The sequence below is a fragment of the Roseibium polysiphoniae genome, from assembly GCF_014842925.1.
Taxonomy (GTDB): domain Bacteria; phylum Pseudomonadota; class Alphaproteobacteria; order Rhizobiales; family Stappiaceae; genus Roseibium; species Roseibium polysiphoniae.
Map to the genome: position 1 here is coordinate 1 of NZ_JACYXJ010000008.1, position 15,372 is coordinate 15,372.

A 15,372-nucleotide genomic window follows, 5' to 3' on the forward strand; every position below is an offset into this window, starting at 1 on the left:
CGGCCCCCTCACCTCAAATTTAGGAAGGAAGGCGTTTACAAATCTAAGGCCTATTCAATCCAACGTCTACTGGTGATGAGGGGGCAACCAGCAGCAACAAGCGCACTTTCAAAAATTTAAGTTGTTCGGAAAGCTTTCTCGCATTCAGCAGGGCGATCAATTGTTAGCGAGACAGCGCACCAAAATACAAGTCACGATCGGCGTTAGATGCGCTCATCAGATACCGCTTCTCAAACTGTGCTTCAAAAATGTCTTGCGAAGTCAGTTGCTCAAAAAAGTCAAAGTCGCCGCCAATTTCTGACTTTGTTGTAGCCAAGAAAGGCAGCCCGTCCTCAGGGGAGATTAATGGTTCGAGTACTGGAGAAGTTGGGGCGAAACTGGACACTCGATTATAAACCCCGTTGATCGGACCGTTTCCTACGATGGACATCGTGGAAGCGCTTTCTAGCTTTAGATGCCCTTCGCCATCCACGGCCTGCCACCCGCCAGTGATGCCACATGAAACCGGACGATTTTGAGTCCCGTTGCGTGACGTCACACCAAGTGTTCCATTGAGCTCATGAGCCACAACATTTAGCTCCCAGCCAAAATGAAAAACCCATGTGCACCCTTGTGCGGAGGCCTTTACAGTTGCGCGGGCGAAGCCTGCCCGTCCTTTTGTCAACGAGTTTTGAATTACAAGGGTATTATCATATTCGACATATAATGGGCCCTGCTGTTGGGAGTACTGATTACGCCACTGACCTCGAAAGGCATCTGGCGTTGGATATTTTTCTGGATCAACAAAAAACCGGTCCTTCCAGCAGCTAGGTCCGGTGCCACTTGTTTCTACATGTAGATGCAGATGTATTCCTGTAATCCCAGTGTTGGGTGGGGCAGTGTCCCCCGTTGTTCCGAGAACGCTCCACGGGACCACTCTTTGCCCTGGCGAAACCGCGATAGAGCTACAGTGTAAATACTGAATTCGATCGCTCGGTGCATGCAATGGATGCACCGTTATTGTTCCCCAATCACCGGTCCCAGTTGGACGCCCGACCGTACCGAATACACCTGCGGTAAAAATCTGTTTCTGCTTCGAGCTTGTGATATCGATGCCTTTATGGGGGCAGCCATCGCGCATCTCACCAAACTTGGATGAAATTCGCTCGCCTTTCAGATCCACAGATACAGGTGAAAAGGGCATGGCAAATCATCCTTGTTTACAAATTAAAAACAAACAATCAATGATTGCAAGTAAATTGGCTTTTGCAAATTTTTTCAATCAAATCTTGGTAGAAATTTCGCCCCACCCCCGAATGCACTGAATAGCCCCTAGTTTTGTAGACGCCTTCTTTCCTCATTTTGAGGCAAGGAGACCGGGGGCCCATTTGCGTTGTGGGGCCCACTGAATGTCCGGACACTACGGTTCCCACCTAAGCTGCCACGCAGCCGTCTCCTCTTTTCTGCAAACCGTAGAAATTCCGAAAGAAATCCAAGGCGGGAACTTGCACCAGCAAGAGCTCTTACAGTTCCCTGGTCGGACTTTCGCGACTACTGATTTCAGGTGCTTTTTTCAAATGGCAGTTTAAGAAACGCCCTCGGTCCATCCTGTGCGTGCCAATTGAAGTTGCGCGGCCGTTTCTCCACGGCCCGCTAGGAGTGACCGATTATCGCCAATTATCGGAAAATCCCAGATGTTCCCGGAATTGCTCTTAGCGCCAACCGTTCTTGCGCGTTACATATTGCGCGCAACTTCGTTTGGCATTCAATTTGTTACTCACCTATCGCAAACAGTTCGATTTACCGGCATTTTGAACAACAATCGAAAGAAACATAAACGCTTACCCAATCCCACGCTAGACGATCACGTCGGCGGGTGGAGGGTGATAGAGCTGCTGCGCTGACCGCGTTCGGCGTGATCAAACTGAGGGTTCCGGCCGAAGTCGTTCCGGGTCTGGTTGAAGACTACATATTCCCGCCCCAACCGCTCAATCAGATCATCGAGCTTTAAGATCCGGCCTCTCCGCATTATGGATGGCAACAATGTCCGACTATACGATATCCCGGTGCTCCGAGTTCACTAAGTGTCGGCAGTGAGCTGGGATCCTTACAACCCATTTGACGCTCGGCTCGTGAGTTTTCCTATCGTTTTTGTTCGTCTGAAGCACCACTGTGAACCATGACGTTGATAACCTTTACTGGCTTTTCTGGGAGAACCGCGCCTTCTGTGCTCAGCAGTTGGAACCAAGCACAAACAGCAGCGACCACATCACCCATGAATTTGCTTTGGTTCCCCGCCGTTTGTCCCACCAAGACCTCTGGTCCACTATATTTGCCAACGCCGTATGCATCAAATCCAAAGCCCAGACCGACTGCTAAGACATCATCAGACGAATTGAGAGGTATTGTGGCGTCTTGCGCCTCGTCGTGTTTGTAAACACTCGCAACACCACGCACGCGGTCATGAGCCCCCTCCCTCAGATAACCGCCAACGCCGAAGTTACACAGGTTGCGCAACTCCTTTCTTATCTGGGTTTTACTTTTGTCTGATTCTCTAGTTGCCCGATCGGTCAATCCATCTATCGCGACGGCTGCGTTCGATGCCGATCGTATCGCTCCCGCCGCCTCGATCTGCCAATTCTGCGGATCATTCTTGTTTGTGGAAGCGTGGAAAGCTCGGCTCAGTGCCAATTCGGCATCAGCATACTCTTCAATCGCTGGAATGACATTATCCATGAGGTGATTGACTGTTCTCTGCATCTGTTACCGTCTGGAAGGATTGACCGTCGACAATCGTCATCGGCCAATCTTCCATATCGATTAACTACTGATCAACTGGCTCGCGAAAGCTGACTTGCCCCTTCACTAAAATAAGCTTACTTGAAAGTTCGCCACGCATAAGCTGGTGCAAGGGCGACAACCCTATACCGGTTGCCGTGTATCGCTCCAGCCGATCAGCCCGACCGAGAACTTTTAAAGCTGAGCCGCATCACAAATAGAAGCCGGCTGGCTCCATAGCGATTTGCAATTCAGACAACGCTTCACAGATCTGCGAGCACCTCGGGCATCCAGTGGGTGCTCTTGCGACTGGCCTTGAAGAAACAGCGGCCGTATTTCGCCAGGTTTGCTTGATCGATCTCGAAACCGAGGCCAGGCGTCTGCGGCATGTTGAAGCCACCATTTTCGTGCAGGAATGGCTGCGTGAAGATCAGGTCGCGGCCTTCCGGGATCCAGCCCGGCGGTGAAACCGGATACTCAAAGAGCGCCTCTGCGGCGAAGCCGCTTGCGGCGAAGACATGTGCGTTTGCAATGAAGCCAAAGCCATTTGACCAGCAATGAGGCGTGAACTTCAGTCCCTGCTCCCGGCAAAGAGCTGCGACCTTGAGGCTTTGTGAAATGCCGCCGGCCCACATGGCATCGGGCTGATAGATATTGTAGCAGCCCATTTTCAGCATGCGCGCCAGCTCCCGGTAGCCCATGACATGAAGCTCACCACCGGCGACGGGAACACGGGAATGCGTTGTCAGCTGGGCAATTTCCTCATGCCATTCCCCGAACAGCGGCTCTTCCACCCAGGCAAGTCCGACGTCGGCGGCCGCATCGACGAAGCGCTTGGCACGCTCGAGCGACCAGAGCGGCGCATCGCCGTTCTGGGTCAACCGGAAAGCCTGATTGCAGTCGACCGAGATCTTCATTCTTCCCTGCATATAGCTGGCTGCGTCGGAAATATGCTCGATATCAACGGCTTCATCAAAGTCATGAACACGCATTTTCATCGTGTCAAAACCCTCGGCCAGCCGCGCTTCGGCTTCCTCGCGACGTGCATGAGTGTCTCGCAGCTCTCCCGATGATGCATAGAGCTTGAGATGGTCGTCGGTTCCGCCGAGATATTTGTAGAGTGGAAGGCCTGCCGTCTTTGCCTTGATGTCCCAGAATGCTGGCTCGAGCCACCAGTTGAAATTGCCGCCTGCGGCCATGATCTGGATGCGCTCGGCGAGGTTGTCGATGTCGCCGGCATCCTGGCCGAGGAAAAGGCTCGCAAGCAGATCACCAAGTCCGGCACGTTCACGTCCGGCAGCCGGAAACCCGCTCCACCCTTCGACACCATCGTCGGTGATGAACCGGACGATATACATCGAGACATGGGTTCTGACCGTTCCTGGGATCCATGATGGCGTATGCGGTGCTGGCAAGGGCGTTTTCACCAGGTAGAGTTCGACTCGGTCCAGCACTTGCATATTCGGCCCTTTCAGAGATTTTCTGACAATTCGTGATCTCGCCGGGCACCTCAAGAACAGGCCCTGTTGGATGGAATGCTAGGAAGAAAATGGATTGGTCGATATATCCATTTTCGCATTTTTCACAGACCAATCATGTCGCCGCATTGGCGCGCTCACGACTTTCCAAGAATGTGCTGCCCGCGCCTGCTCTGCCTGAACCAGCCAGTTCAACTGGGTGATTTCAGGCGGTGCTGGGCACGGGCAGCTGGTCTCATGTGGGCTTAGTCGTTGATGTCCTGAATGCCGACGACCAGATCACTCCAGGCGCGCTGGTTGTTCATGTCGAATTGCGCGCCCTGCTCATCGGCCCATTTGAACCGCTTGAGCGCCGGCGTCTGGCTGGTGGCCTGGTAAAGCCAATAGGCTTCTGCCCGCAAAGCATCCTCGATCGGCGCGTCGATGGATTCATAGACCGCCTGTTTGCTGGCATTGATCGAGGCAGATGGCCAAAGCGCGATGCGCCTGGCGAGCTCTTCCACAAAGGGTCCAATCTCTTCAGGCTCAAATGCGCGATTGATCGTTCCGTAGAATTCGGCCTGATCGGCATCGAAATCACGGGCGGACAGAACGATTTCCAGGGCGCGGCCAAGACCGACCTGGCGCGCCATGCGCGATGCACCACCACCGCAGGGCAGAATGCCCATGGCGACTTCCATCTGCATGAACTTCGCCTTGCCGCGGGCGGCAAACCGCATGTCGCAGGCCAGAGCGAATTCATGACCTCCGCCGCGGGCAAAGCCTTCGATCTTGGCAATGGTTGCCTGCGGCAGGCGGCTGATGCGCTCAAGCACCACTTGCAAGTCCAGGAGCTTGACCTCGTCCCGTGCGACGGCCTTCCCGGACATGTCCTTCAGGAAATTGGTGTCCGCATGGGCGACGAATATTTCCGGGTTAGCGGACTGAAAGACCACCACCTTAATGGTGTCATCGGCTTCCAGCTTTTGAGCCAGAGTGTTCAGGTCGGCGAGCATGGGAAGGCCTTGGATGTTGACTTCCCCGTAATCGAAGGTCACCCAGGCAATGCCGCTATCAATCTTGACGTCAAATGTCGTGAAATTATCGTAGTCCATTGGAAGTCCTCACTCTCTGGATCCCGCGTCTGCGCCGTGATGGACAGAGGCCGGTGTCTTGTGGATGCGTGAAACCGCGGCCACCGCGTGTTTCACTGAGAGAGAAGCTATTTTTCTTCCTACACTAATAAAACTAACCGAATTTCGGTTCTGTATCCGTATTTTGGATATAATCAGAACATCCAGAGGACATTTTCCAACGCGCCAACCAGAAGAGCGCGAAGCGGTCCAGACTTTACCGCCCGTCGCTTCGCGCTCCCCTGATCAGTGCAGCAGGTCTGAACCTTAGAGCTCGATGACGACCTTGCCGATGGCCTTGCCGCTCAGCAGCCGCTCATAGGCAGCGCCGACCTCTTCGAGACCGAAAGACACTTCGTCCACAATCGGCTTCAGCGCGCCCTTGTCTGCGATCTCTGCGAGACGGGCGAGAATGGCGCCATGATCTTCACGCTTGTGGTCATAAAGCATGGGGATCAGCATGAAGATCACGTGCAGGGACAGGCCCTTGAAGTGCGCCGGCGTCAGATCCAGTTCCAGCAGGGACACCGTGGTGGCCACATTTGCGTTGAGCGCCGCAGCTTCAAAGGAATTGGTCAGGTTGGCTCCTCCGACAGAATCGAAGATCACTTCGAAACCGGCACCGCCTGTGTGTTTGCCAACATAGTCAGCGATCTTCTCGTTCATGAAATCGATGGCTGTGGCGCCAAAGCCCTCGATGGCCGAGATCTGCTTTTCACCGGTCCCGGTGGCATAGACGTCCGCGCCGAAGTGTTTGGCCAACTGAATGGCAATATGCCCGACGCCGCCAGCACCGCCCTGGACCAGGACTTTCTTGTCCGCAGCAATCCCCGCGCGCTGCAGGCCTTCAAAGGCCGTAATGCCGACCAACGGCAGAGCAGCGGCTTCCTTCATGGTGAGGGACTTCGGCTTATGCGCGATCAGGCGAGCGTCAGCAGGCATGTATTCGGCAAGCGCGCCCTGAAGGTCCGCCAGGCCACCTGCGCAGCCATAGACCTCATCGCCGACGGCAAAGCCAGTCACACCTTCACCGACTTCGGTGATGGTGCCGGCGAAATCCATGCCGAGGATCGCGGGAAGATCCGGTGACAGCGGCAGGTCCGAGCCCATCTGGCGGATCATCGTATCGACGGTGTTCACGCTTGTGGCGGCGATCCGCACGACCACATGACCTGGTTTCAAGGTTGGTTCGGCAACGTCTGCAACTTCAAACTTCGCATCGTCGCCATAGGAATTGAGGATCATCGATTTCATCGGACATCTCCGTGGGGTTTCGGTACCCCCTACCTAATTCACTGTCCGAACCGCCAAAAGCTGGCTCAAATTGGTTTCAGTATTCCGTTTTTCGATATAAATTCCGCAATAGAAGTCGAACGCTGCAGGCGAATAGAAAACACGGTTTCCAAAGGCCTATTGCTGCCCTTAAAATGAGTATGCCTTCCAACTCGCCGCCAACCCAGAAGCCGAAAGGATCTGAATTGACGTGAGTGGAAGGCAAAAGATCGGTTCGCGAGTGGGGTTCGAATGTTCTTGCAGGGCCCCACAGCCCGCGAGCGGCGTCGACCCGGTTAGCCTGGTTCAAGCCACCTTGCTGGTGAGCTCCTCGATGGCCGCCATGACGGATGCTGCGGTTTTTTCCTTCATCGCGCTCGGCTCCGGATTGGCGAAACGGCCTGAATCATTATCGAAATACTTGCCGGACACCTGCGCGAAATCTGGCGAGAGAGCCGCTTTTGAGAGGATCTCTGCGCCAATCCCAAGATCATTGCCAGCCATGCCGAAGCCCTCACGCACCATCTTTGACGCCAGCAAGGAGCCAGGATTGACGGCGATGAAAACAGGGCCTTCGGGCATTTCCTTGGCGATTTCCCGCGTCCAGATGGTGATGGCAAGCTTGCTTTGCGCATAGGCTTCCATATCGCTCAGCCGCTTTTGACCCTTCAGCGCGGCGATATCCACGGGCGCCTGAGCCGCTGAAGACAGGTTTACCACCCGGCTCTCAGGTGACATCGCGGTCAGCAGTCGGCGGGTGAGCACGTAGGGTGCGATGGTGTTGACGACAAACCGTGTGTCTAAGCCCTGATCCGTCTGGGGAGCCGGCGTCTTGTAAACGCCTGCATTGTTTATGACGACATCGATATGGTCATGCTTCGCCAGGATCTCGTCTGCCAGACGGTTTACATCCGCAAGCCGCGACATGTCGGCGAGATAGATTTCGGAGCGGCCACCGACCTTGTTTTGCGCCTGTTCAAGTTTGGCGGCATTTCGACCGTGGAGCAGAATGAGGTGGCCTTCTGCTGCCAGCACTTCTGCCGTCAAAAGGCCAATGCCGTCGGTCGCACCGGTAATCAATATGGTCTTGGTCATCAGTCTTGCCTTTGTCAGCTGGAGAAGTCGGGCAGGATTTCATCCGCCAGACGTTTCATGGTCGTTTCAATGTCAGCGGTGTTGAACCGCAGGTTCAGTGCAACGTGATTGACGCCGAGCGCCTGTATCTCGTTCAGATACTGGCGCAGAAAGCTCGTCCCGGACCGAAAGCCCAGGTGGATCGGACGCGGCGCGGCATCCGGGTCATCCACAAGATCGATATAAAGCGACTGCATGACCGGCTTGTCCTGCGGGCTGGAATCGGCGACCCGGCGCCGATAGTCCGCCACCACCTTGGCCTGTGACAGGGCATCGCGTGGATAGGTCATCCAGCCATCGCCATTTTGAGCCACCCAATCCGGCGCCTGCCGGCTGCCTCCGGTGATCAGCAGCGGCAACCGCGCTCCGGTGGGTTTGGGCAACATGTCGATGCCGCCAGACACAGATCCAAAGCTGTTTTCGAACTCCGGATAGCTCCTGCCGACTGCGCGGATGTAGTCAACCGCGTCGCGAAACCGCTTGCCTCGATCGTCAAAGCCCATGTCCAGGGCCGGATATTCCTCGGGGCGATCGCCGGAGGCAACGCCAAGCAAAAGACGACCACCCGAGATGGCATCGGCAGAGGCGGCCGCTTTGGCCACATGCGCAGGATGCCGAAGCGGCAGAACGATGCTGGCGACACCCAGCGCGATGGTCTGTGTGCTGGCGGCCAGAGCGCCGAGATAAACGAAGGGGTCATAGATCTGTCCCGCATCGCCAAAACTGGGCACGTTAAAGGGAACATCCCGCAACCAGAGCGCGCCAAACCCGAGGTCATCTGCAAGCTTTGCCCGCTCCAGATGTTGGTCCATGGTCGGGACGGCGCTTTGGTCATAGGTTTCAAGCGGCACGACAAGACCGACGGACAGCCGACCTGGCTGAAACACCGAATTATAGGCCTTGTTGATCTGCGCGAAGGTGCTCTCAGACGGATTGTCCAGCATCTCAAATCTCTCTGGTTAAAGCCACTGATCTAGAAGCGAACAAGGGTTCGGCTTTCCAGGCTCTTGCGAATGGTCTTGGTGTCCGGATCTTCGGTGACATCGATCGCGCTGTGACCGACGGAAGGCCGTCCGCGATTGTCGAATATGTTGAAATAGACAACTTCATCCGGGCGCATGCGCGAGCTGTAGATCCACTCGTGATGATCATTCGCCGCCAGTCCCATGATCTGACCCCGGCGGTTCGGATAAATCAGATCCAGAAGGATCCAGTCTCTTTCCGAGACAGACGACGGGCGCACGAAGCCAAGAGGCGCGCTGTTGATCGGATTTTCGAGCGGACGCCAGACATTGATGAAGGCGTAGTGCCCCCTGCTCCATTCAGCGGCCTTCTCGTCCCCCAGAATGTCGGCAAGCCTCTGTTCGGCTCCCTCCGGGCTGTAGTCACTGTGCACGTTGCGCGCAGGCTTGCGATCTGAACCGGGATCATCGACGCGAATGGTGTGGTCGAAAACCACGGCCTCCTTCGCGCCGATCTCCCGGTCGAGCAGGTCCTTGAGCTCGCGGTCGTAGACCTGCGCCCACTCCTTGCCCCCGGAAAATGACGTAACATTGGTCGGATAGCGCATGAAACCGACGCCATCCTGATCGAATGAGACGGTCGTTTCTTCAAGGCGAAGATCCTGGAGGGGAACTTCGGTCGCGACCAGCTCTGGCGCCACCATCTTGCCGGCAACACCACCGGCATCGATTTGAAACGCCTGACGTTCAGGCTTGTGAACGTGATAGTTTACAATTCCGGTGCGTGACATCTTTGGCCTCTTTCCACTGTGTCCTTTGGCGCGGCGGACGACAGAGCAAGGCTCGGTCACGCCGTATCAAGGTCTCAGCGCAAAGTTATTTATCGCAAAAGAAATGAAAACCGGACGATCTGGAAATCATAATTCGGCAATTGGATATAATGGAGCTACCGCCTTGCGCGACTTAATGAGCGCTCAGGTCTGGCGGGAGGCCTCTTCATCCTTCTGACCCGTCAGCACATGGGTGAAGTCGTCGAGGGCCGCAACGGTCGACAGCGCGGTGCGCCCGAACTTCGACGGCGTTGCCAGCAAGAGACTGTTTTCGGCCGCGGCCATGGCCGCTTTCTTGACCGCAATCTTGGACATGTCAAAATCCATGACCCTGCCGCGCTCATCGATGGCCGAACAAGCGATCAGCGCGAAATCCAGGGTCAGGCCGGTCAGCATCATGACGATTTCCTCGCCCACGAGAGATCCGTCCTTGCCAGCCATGCGCCCGCCGAGCACTGTGACCTCATGGCGGCCTGGATCAAAAGCAAGCGCCGCCCTCAGGCTGTTGGTGAAAACCTTCAATCCACTTCGGGCATTCAGCTGTTTTGCCGTGTACTCGATGGTGGTGCCGACATCCAGGTAAAGGCTAGCGCCATCCGGCACGCGCGCGCAGGCTTGGCGAGCGACCGCCAGCTTGCCGTCAATGGCGACACGTTCTTTCTGGCTGTGGTCCAGCCTAAGGGTTTCCGTTTCGCCAATCGCACCAGCGCCGCCATGAAACCGCTGCAGACGGCCGGCTTCGGCCAAAGCGATGATGTCTCTTCTGACTGTCTGAGCCGAAACCCCGAACTCGTCCGCAAGACGTTCGATGGTCACGAACCCTTGGCTTTCGGTCAGCGCGATAATTCGGCTCTGGCGCTCCGTAAAGGCCGGTAGCGATGGCAACTGGTTCATCAAACTGTCAGCTTCCAATGTCAATTTGTAAGTTATCTTACATAAAATGACGAAAGACGCCAATGGGCCCCTCAGACTATTTTTTCCATGACAATGCCATTTACAGCGCCAATGGCCGCCTGGATCCCTGGACCTGGAGCTGGATGCCAGAGGACGTCCCGGCTGCTGCTCCCGCGATCACACCACTCGACGGGCTATTGGCCCTGAAAGCTAACGGACACATGCGCCAGATCCCGATCGGTGTCATCGGTCCGCGTGAGGCAACCCTGGAACAACTGTCCATGGCAGAGGAAATTGGCGCCCGCCTGGGGCAATTGACTCTCACGATGATCTGCGGTGGCAAAGGCGGCGTCATGCAGGCTGCGGCCAAGGGATGCCTGGAAGCAGGTGGGCTAACTGTGGGCCTCTTGCCTGATCATGACTGGCATGAGGCCAACCCCTTCATCTCGCTGCCCATAGCAACCGGATTGAGCGAAGGCCGCAACATGATCATCGCCAAATCCTGCGAGGTCCTCATCGCGGTTGGTGGCTCTTACGGCACGATGACCGAAATTGCATATGGCCTTCATTTCAGCAAGCCGGTGATCGGCCTTAAGGGCGCGCCCCATGTCGACGGCCTCTTGCCCGTCGAGAGCGCGGACGAAGCCATGGAGACCATGGCCGAGAGGCTGTTCGCCCGCATCCCACTGTCACACTAGTTACATCGAACGCTCCTATTTGTAAGATCTCTTACATACGGCACATTTGACATGACCCGACAAGCTGCAATGGAATTGAAAGCCGTCACCCGGCGCTTCGATCAATCAATGGTCCTGGACGCGGTGGACGTCACAATTGTGGAAGGCAGCTTCACCGCTCTTCTTGGTGCATCGGGCTGCGGCAAGTCCACAACCTTGCGGATCATGTCCGGGCTAGACCGTCCGAGCGACGGCGAAGTGCTGTTGCGTGGGGTGGATGTTGCCGACAGAACCGCCTATGAGCGCAACGTCGCGATGGTGTTTCAGTCCTACGCGCTCTATCCGCATTTGACGGTGTTCCAGAACATCGCCCTGCCGCTGACCATGCGCCACCTCGGCGCACTCGGGCGCTTTCCTGTTGTCGGCCAGCTGGTCCCGGGAAGTGCGGAGGCGCGGCGCCTGATCCGGTCGACGGTGGAAACGACTGCAGAAAGCCTCGGTCTTTCCGAAGTGCTGAGCCGAAAGCCAAACAGTCTCTCCGGTGGGCAGAAGCAACGCGTTGCCCTTGGGCGCGCACTGGTGCGCGATCCGGTGCTGTTTCTGCTCGACGAGCCGCTTTCCAATCTTGATGCGCGGCTGCGGGTCAGAATGCGCGCCGAGCTGGTAGCGCTCCACAAGCGGACAGAAAAACCCTTCGTCTATGTCACCCATGATCAGGCCGAAGCCATGGCGATGGCCGACCAGATCATCGTCATGATCAAGGGCAAGGTGGCGCAGGCAGGAAGTCCCCGCGATCTTTATGACCGGCCAGCCACGATGGAGGTCGCAAGTTTCATCGGAGCCAATTCGATCAATTTCTTCCGCCCCGAGGACGGTTGGACCGGCTTGCGCGCACAGGCACCAAGCGCCGTTTCGGGCGTGCGGCCAGAGCATCTTGCACCGTCTTCGACAGGTCAATTCGGAGCGCACCTTGAGACCGTAGAGTTCCTTGGATCCGAAACAATCCTCGGGCTGCGCACGGCCAAAGGCAAGCAACTCACCGCAATCGCTGCAGGTGATTACGCCGCGCCGACGCCAGGAACGGAAATCAAACTCGAGGTGACGCCGAACCGCGTCCACCTTTTTGATCCGAACAGTGGCCAGAGACTTTGCGCGGAGGGCGCATGATGCGGCCGATTTCTCCCACTTTGCGCAGCACGTTGACCAATGCCTGGCTTGCCGGCCCGGCGACCCTGGCCCTGCTCGCCTTCATCTTCGTGCCGGTGACCATTGTCGCGGTCCTGTCCCTGACAGATTATCAATTCGGCGCCCGGAGTTTTGGCTGGGTCGGTCTCGACAATTACGGCAAGCTCTTCGGCTCGACGCTGGGCCGGCGCGCAATCACGAATACGCTGATCTACGCCGCCATCGTCATTCCCGTCTCTGTGGGCTTCGGCCTTCTGGTGGCCGTCGGCCTCTTCCGGATGTCGGACTGGGCCCCTCGCCTCTCGAATGTCCTGCGCTCGGTTTATTTTCTGCCCGTTGCAGCGACGCTCGTTGCCATGTCCGTGTCCTGGCAGATGATGCTTCACCCATCCCTGGGCGTCGTCAACCAGACGCTAATTGCGATCGGCGGAACGCCGCAGAACTGGCTCAGCGACCGTGGGCTTGTCCTTTACACGCTCGCGGTGATCGGTATCTGGCAGAGCATCGGTTACAATATGGTCCTGTTTCTGGCCGGTCTCGCAGCCATTCCGGCAGACCTTTATGATGCGGCAGAGATCGATGGTGCCGGAGGCAACTGGTCGCGGTTCTGGACCGTCACCTGGCCCCTGCTTGGTCCCACGACGCTCTTCGTGCTGGTGATCACGGCAACCAATGCCTTCAGGGTCTTCGAGACTGTGGCCACGCTTACCAAGGGCGGTCCGGCCTTTGCCTCCGACACATTGGTCTACGCGCTCTACAGAGAGGGCTTCATCTACTTCAAGGCCGGTTATGCCAGCGCCATCACCATGGTGTTCTTCGCGGTGCTCCTGACCCTCACGCTGATCCAGTTCCGCCTTGTCGAGCGGAGGGTGCACTACCGATGACCGCTTCGCGCGCACTTGGGCGATTGGCGTCGCTTGCACTCCTGCTCCTGGGGGCATTCGCCATCCTGCTGCCGTTCATCTGGATGCTCTCACTGTCTGTGAAGCCTCAGGACGAAATCTTCAGCGCGACGTTTCAACTGATCCCCTCACGCCTCGAATGGCAGAACTACGTCAAGGCACTGACCGAGACCGATGTCCCGCGGTATCTGCTGAACGGCGTGATCGTGACGGCCGGGATCCTCTTTTTTCAGATCCTCTTTGCGGTCCCCTGCGCCTTCGCCCTGACCCATCGCACCTTCAAGGGCCGAACAGCTCTCTTTGGGTTGATTCTGGCTGCGCTTCTGGTTCCATTCCATGTAACCGCCATTCCGGTTTTCCTCGGTTTTGCGCAGATCGGCATCCTCAACAGCTATTGGGCACTGATCCTGCCCTTTGTGCCAACGGCCTTCGGGATCTTCCTGTTCCGCCAGTTTCTGTCCCAGATCCCGGCCGATCTCTTCGACGCGGCCCGAGTCGACGGGCTCAGCGAGACCGCGATTGTCTGGCGCATCGCCTTTCCGCTCGCCATGCCCGCCGCGACCGCCTTTGCGATCTTTTCCGTCACGGCTCATTGGAACGACCTGTTCTGGCCGCTGATCGCCACCACCGATCCGGATCTGGCAACGCCGCCGCGCGGCATTCTTTTCTTTCGCGACGAGGAGTCCGGCGATGACGTCGGACCACTGATGGCCGCGGCCACATTGATCACCGCACCGCTCGTGATCGCCTTCCTTCTCGCTCAACGCAAATTCACCCAGGGTCTCGCCACCGGAGGCCTGAAGGGATGACCGCCATAACGCACCTGCACAAGCGCGGACCCAACCGTGCCTATGTTTCCAACATTCTTCGAGGCTTCAAAGATATGAAATCGATGTTTTATGCCGCTGCTTTGACCCTTGTGGCGACCGCCGCAAGCGCCGAGCAAACCGAAATCCGCGTTCACTACGCAATCCCGACCATCTGGGCAGAAACCCAGGACAAGCTGGCGGCTGCTTTCATGGAACAGCATCCAGACATCAAGATCACCCTTGATGGTCCAGCCGAGGGCTATGCCGATGGCGTCCAGCGTCTGCTGCGCGAAGCCGTTGCCGGCACTGCGCCTGATGTCGCCTACGTCGGCCTCAACCGCTGGCGCATTCTTGAAGATCGTGGCCTGACCCAGCCTCTGGACGGCTTCATCGGAGACAAGGCTGCGGAGATGGGTTACACACCTGCTCTGCTATCGCTCGGCTCCTACGAGGGCAAGCAGCACGCACTTGGCACATCTGCTTCCACGATGGTCATGTACGTCAACCCGAACCTGGTCGAACAGGCAGGCGGATCCATGGACGATTTCCCGTCCACATTTGACGGCGTTATTGAGCTGGCTGCCAAGATCGACGCGCTTGGTGACAATGTCGACGGTGTCTGGATTGGCCGCCACGACTGGCGTTTCCAGTCCCTGCTCGGAGCCCATGGTGGCCGTCCGATGACGGAAGACGAAAGCGACATCACCTTCGACAGCGAAGAAGGCATGAAGGCTGCCGGTCTCTACCAGCGTTTCGTCAAGGAAGCTGGCATGAAGCCATATGGCCAGAACGAAGCACGTCAGGCGCTGCCGGCGGGCACGCTCGGCATCATGTTCGAAAGCTCCTCGCTTCAAAAGCGTTTCGAGGAAGGCGCCGGCGATGCGTTTGAACTGACCGTGAACCCGACGCCGATTGTCGCGACCGACATGGAAAAGGTCTACTTCCCGACAGGTGGCTCGGCGATCACTCTTTTGACGGACGATGCGGAAAAGCAGAAAGCCGCCTGGGAATACATCAAGTATGTCACCAGCCCTGAAGGCCAGAAGATCATCGTTGAGAACACCGGCTATGCGCCGGCCAACGCCAAGGTGATCGAAGACAAGACCTATCTGGGCGCCTTCTACGAAGCCAGCCCGAACTCGCTTGCCGCACACACGCAGGTCGCCAATCACGCGGGCCCCTGGTACGCCTATCCGGGTGCCGAGGGCGTTGCTGCGACGGATCTGATCGCGGCCGCTCTTGTCGAAGTCGCCGAAGGTGCAGACACAGAGTCGACTGTCAAGGATCTGGCCGAAACACTGCGCATCCAGCTCGGCATGAAGTAATCTGTCTGACCTGTTTGAAAGCGAAGCATCCCTGT

15 protein-coding genes are annotated in these 15,372 nt (G+C 57.0%); 6 read left to right on the plus strand and 9 right to left on the minus strand.

The genetic code is table 11. The features are described from left to right. Positions 1-163: 163 nt before the first annotated feature. Positions 164-1,183, minus strand: coding sequence for a M23 family metallopeptidase (locus tag IG617_RS20675; protein ID WP_192111142.1), 1,020 nt, complete (start codon positions 1,181-1,183; stop codon positions 164-166). Between the two features lie 672 nt (positions 1,184-1,855). Between IG617_RS20675 and IG617_RS21865 the strand changes: the two genes are divergently transcribed. After that, positions 1,856-1,990, plus strand: coding sequence for a hypothetical protein (locus IG617_RS21865; protein WP_276529844.1), 135 nt, complete (start codon positions 1,856-1,858; stop codon positions 1,988-1,990). A 131-nt stretch (positions 1,991-2,121) separates the two neighbouring features. Here the strand turns inward: IG617_RS21865 and IG617_RS20680 are convergent, their stop codons facing one another. The 8 genes from IG617_RS20680 to IG617_RS20715 form a co-directional block, all read right to left on the minus strand. Beyond that, positions 2,122-2,739, minus strand: coding sequence for a hypothetical protein (locus tag IG617_RS20680; RefSeq protein ID WP_192111143.1), 618 nt, complete (start codon positions 2,737-2,739; stop codon positions 2,122-2,124). A 281-nt stretch (positions 2,740-3,020) separates the two neighbouring features. After that, the gene (locus IG617_RS20685; protein ID WP_209008666.1) at positions 3,021-4,217 is read right to left on the minus strand and encodes a mandelate racemase/muconate lactonizing enzyme family protein; all 1,197 of its coding nucleotides are present in this window, start codon (positions 4,215-4,217) and stop codon (positions 3,021-3,023) included. Positions 4,218-4,480: 263 nt separating this feature from the next. Further along, positions 4,481-5,329, minus strand: coding sequence for an enoyl-CoA hydratase/isomerase family protein (locus tag IG617_RS20690; protein WP_192111145.1), 849 nt, complete (start codon positions 5,327-5,329; stop codon positions 4,481-4,483). Positions 5,330-5,614: 285 nt separating this feature from the next. Beyond that, complete coding sequence (locus tag IG617_RS20695; protein ID WP_192111146.1) at positions 5,615-6,601, minus strand: zinc-dependent alcohol dehydrogenase family protein; 987 nt, start codon at positions 6,599-6,601, stop codon at positions 5,615-5,617. Between the two features lie 324 nt (positions 6,602-6,925). Further along, entirely contained in the window at positions 6,926-7,714 is a 789-nt protein-coding gene (locus IG617_RS20700; RefSeq protein WP_192111147.1) for an SDR family NAD(P)-dependent oxidoreductase, read from the minus strand. A gap of 14 nt (positions 7,715-7,728) precedes the next feature. Then, entirely contained in the window at positions 7,729-8,697 is a 969-nt protein-coding gene (locus IG617_RS20705) for an LLM class oxidoreductase (RefSeq protein WP_192111148.1), read from the minus strand. Between the two features lie 29 nt (positions 8,698-8,726). Then, on the minus strand, positions 8,727-9,506 hold the full coding sequence (locus tag IG617_RS20710) for a CmcJ/NvfI family oxidoreductase (protein WP_192111149.1): 780 nt from the start codon (positions 9,504-9,506) through the stop codon (positions 8,727-8,729). A gap of 183 nt (positions 9,507-9,689) precedes the next feature. Then, positions 9,690-10,439, minus strand: a complete 750-nt coding sequence (locus IG617_RS20715; RefSeq protein WP_192111150.1) for a DeoR/GlpR family DNA-binding transcription regulator — start codon at positions 10,437-10,439, stop codon at positions 9,690-9,692. A 62-nt stretch (positions 10,440-10,501) separates the two neighbouring features. On the opposite strand from IG617_RS20715, the gene IG617_RS20720 reads away from it, so the two are divergent. Genes IG617_RS20720 through IG617_RS20740 form a run of 5 tightly spaced genes read left to right on the plus strand, consistent with a single transcriptional unit; the run spans position 10,502 to position 15,337 of the window. Then, on the plus strand, positions 10,502-11,137 hold the full coding sequence (locus IG617_RS20720) for a TIGR00725 family protein (protein WP_209008667.1): 636 nt from the start codon (positions 10,502-10,504) through the stop codon (positions 11,135-11,137). A gap of 51 nt (positions 11,138-11,188) precedes the next feature. After that, positions 11,189-12,283, plus strand: coding sequence for an ABC transporter ATP-binding protein (locus IG617_RS20725; RefSeq protein ID WP_192111151.1), 1,095 nt, complete (start codon positions 11,189-11,191; stop codon positions 12,281-12,283). Next, entirely contained in the window at positions 12,280-13,185 is a 906-nt protein-coding gene (locus tag IG617_RS20730; protein ID WP_192111152.1) for a carbohydrate ABC transporter permease, read from the plus strand. The genes IG617_RS20725 and IG617_RS20730 overlap by 4 nt, the downstream gene beginning before the upstream one ends. Beyond that, a complete protein-coding gene (locus tag IG617_RS20735; protein WP_192111154.1) occupies positions 13,182-14,012 on the plus strand; it encodes a carbohydrate ABC transporter permease in 831 nt (276 codons plus the stop codon). The genes IG617_RS20730 and IG617_RS20735 overlap by 4 nt, the downstream gene beginning before the upstream one ends. Beyond that, complete coding sequence (locus IG617_RS20740) at positions 14,009-15,337, plus strand: extracellular solute-binding protein (RefSeq protein WP_192111155.1); 1,329 nt, start codon at positions 14,009-14,011, stop codon at positions 15,335-15,337. Before IG617_RS20735 ends, IG617_RS20740 begins: the two co-directional genes overlap by 4 nt. Positions 15,338-15,372 lie beyond the last annotated feature (35 nt).

Bases quoted from the DNA above. Each gene is read 5' to 3' on its own strand.
- IG617_RS20675 (WP_192111142.1), bottom strand. From the start codon at position 1,183: ATGCCCTTTTCACCTGTATCTGTGGATCTGAAAGGCGAGCGAATTTCA.
- IG617_RS20680 (WP_192111143.1), bottom strand. From the start codon at position 2,739: ATGCAGAGAACAGTCAATCACCTCATGGATAATGTCATTCCAGCGATT.
- IG617_RS20685 (WP_209008666.1), bottom strand. From the start codon at position 4,217: ATGCAAGTGCTGGACCGAGTCGAACTCTACCTGGTGAAAACGCCCTTG.
- IG617_RS20690 (WP_192111145.1), bottom strand. From the start codon at position 5,329: ATGGACTACGATAATTTCACGACATTTGACGTCAAGATTGATAGCGGC.
- IG617_RS20695 (WP_192111146.1), bottom strand. From the start codon at position 6,601: ATGAAATCGATGATCCTCAATTCCTATGGCGACGATGCGAAGTTTGAA.
- IG617_RS20700 (WP_192111147.1), bottom strand. From the start codon at position 7,714: ATGACCAAGACCATATTGATTACCGGTGCGACCGACGGCATTGGCCTT.
- IG617_RS20705 (WP_192111148.1), bottom strand. From the start codon at position 8,697: ATGCTGGACAATCCGTCTGAGAGCACCTTCGCGCAGATCAACAAGGCC.
- IG617_RS20710 (WP_192111149.1), bottom strand. From the start codon at position 9,506: ATGTCACGCACCGGAATTGTAAACTATCACGTTCACAAGCCTGAACGT.
- IG617_RS20715 (WP_192111150.1), bottom strand. From the start codon at position 10,439: ATGAACCAGTTGCCATCGCTACCGGCCTTTACGGAGCGCCAGAGCCGA.
- IG617_RS20720 (WP_209008667.1), top strand. From the start codon at position 10,502: ATGGGCCCCTCAGACTATTTTTTCCATGACAATGCCATTTACAGCGCC.
- IG617_RS20725 (WP_192111151.1), top strand. From the start codon at position 11,189: ATGACCCGACAAGCTGCAATGGAATTGAAAGCCGTCACCCGGCGCTTC.
- IG617_RS20730 (WP_192111152.1), top strand. From the start codon at position 12,280: ATGATGCGGCCGATTTCTCCCACTTTGCGCAGCACGTTGACCAATGCC.
- IG617_RS20735 (WP_192111154.1), top strand. From the start codon at position 13,182: ATGACCGCTTCGCGCGCACTTGGGCGATTGGCGTCGCTTGCACTCCTG.
- IG617_RS20740 (WP_192111155.1), top strand. From the start codon at position 14,009: ATGACCGCCATAACGCACCTGCACAAGCGCGGACCCAACCGTGCCTAT.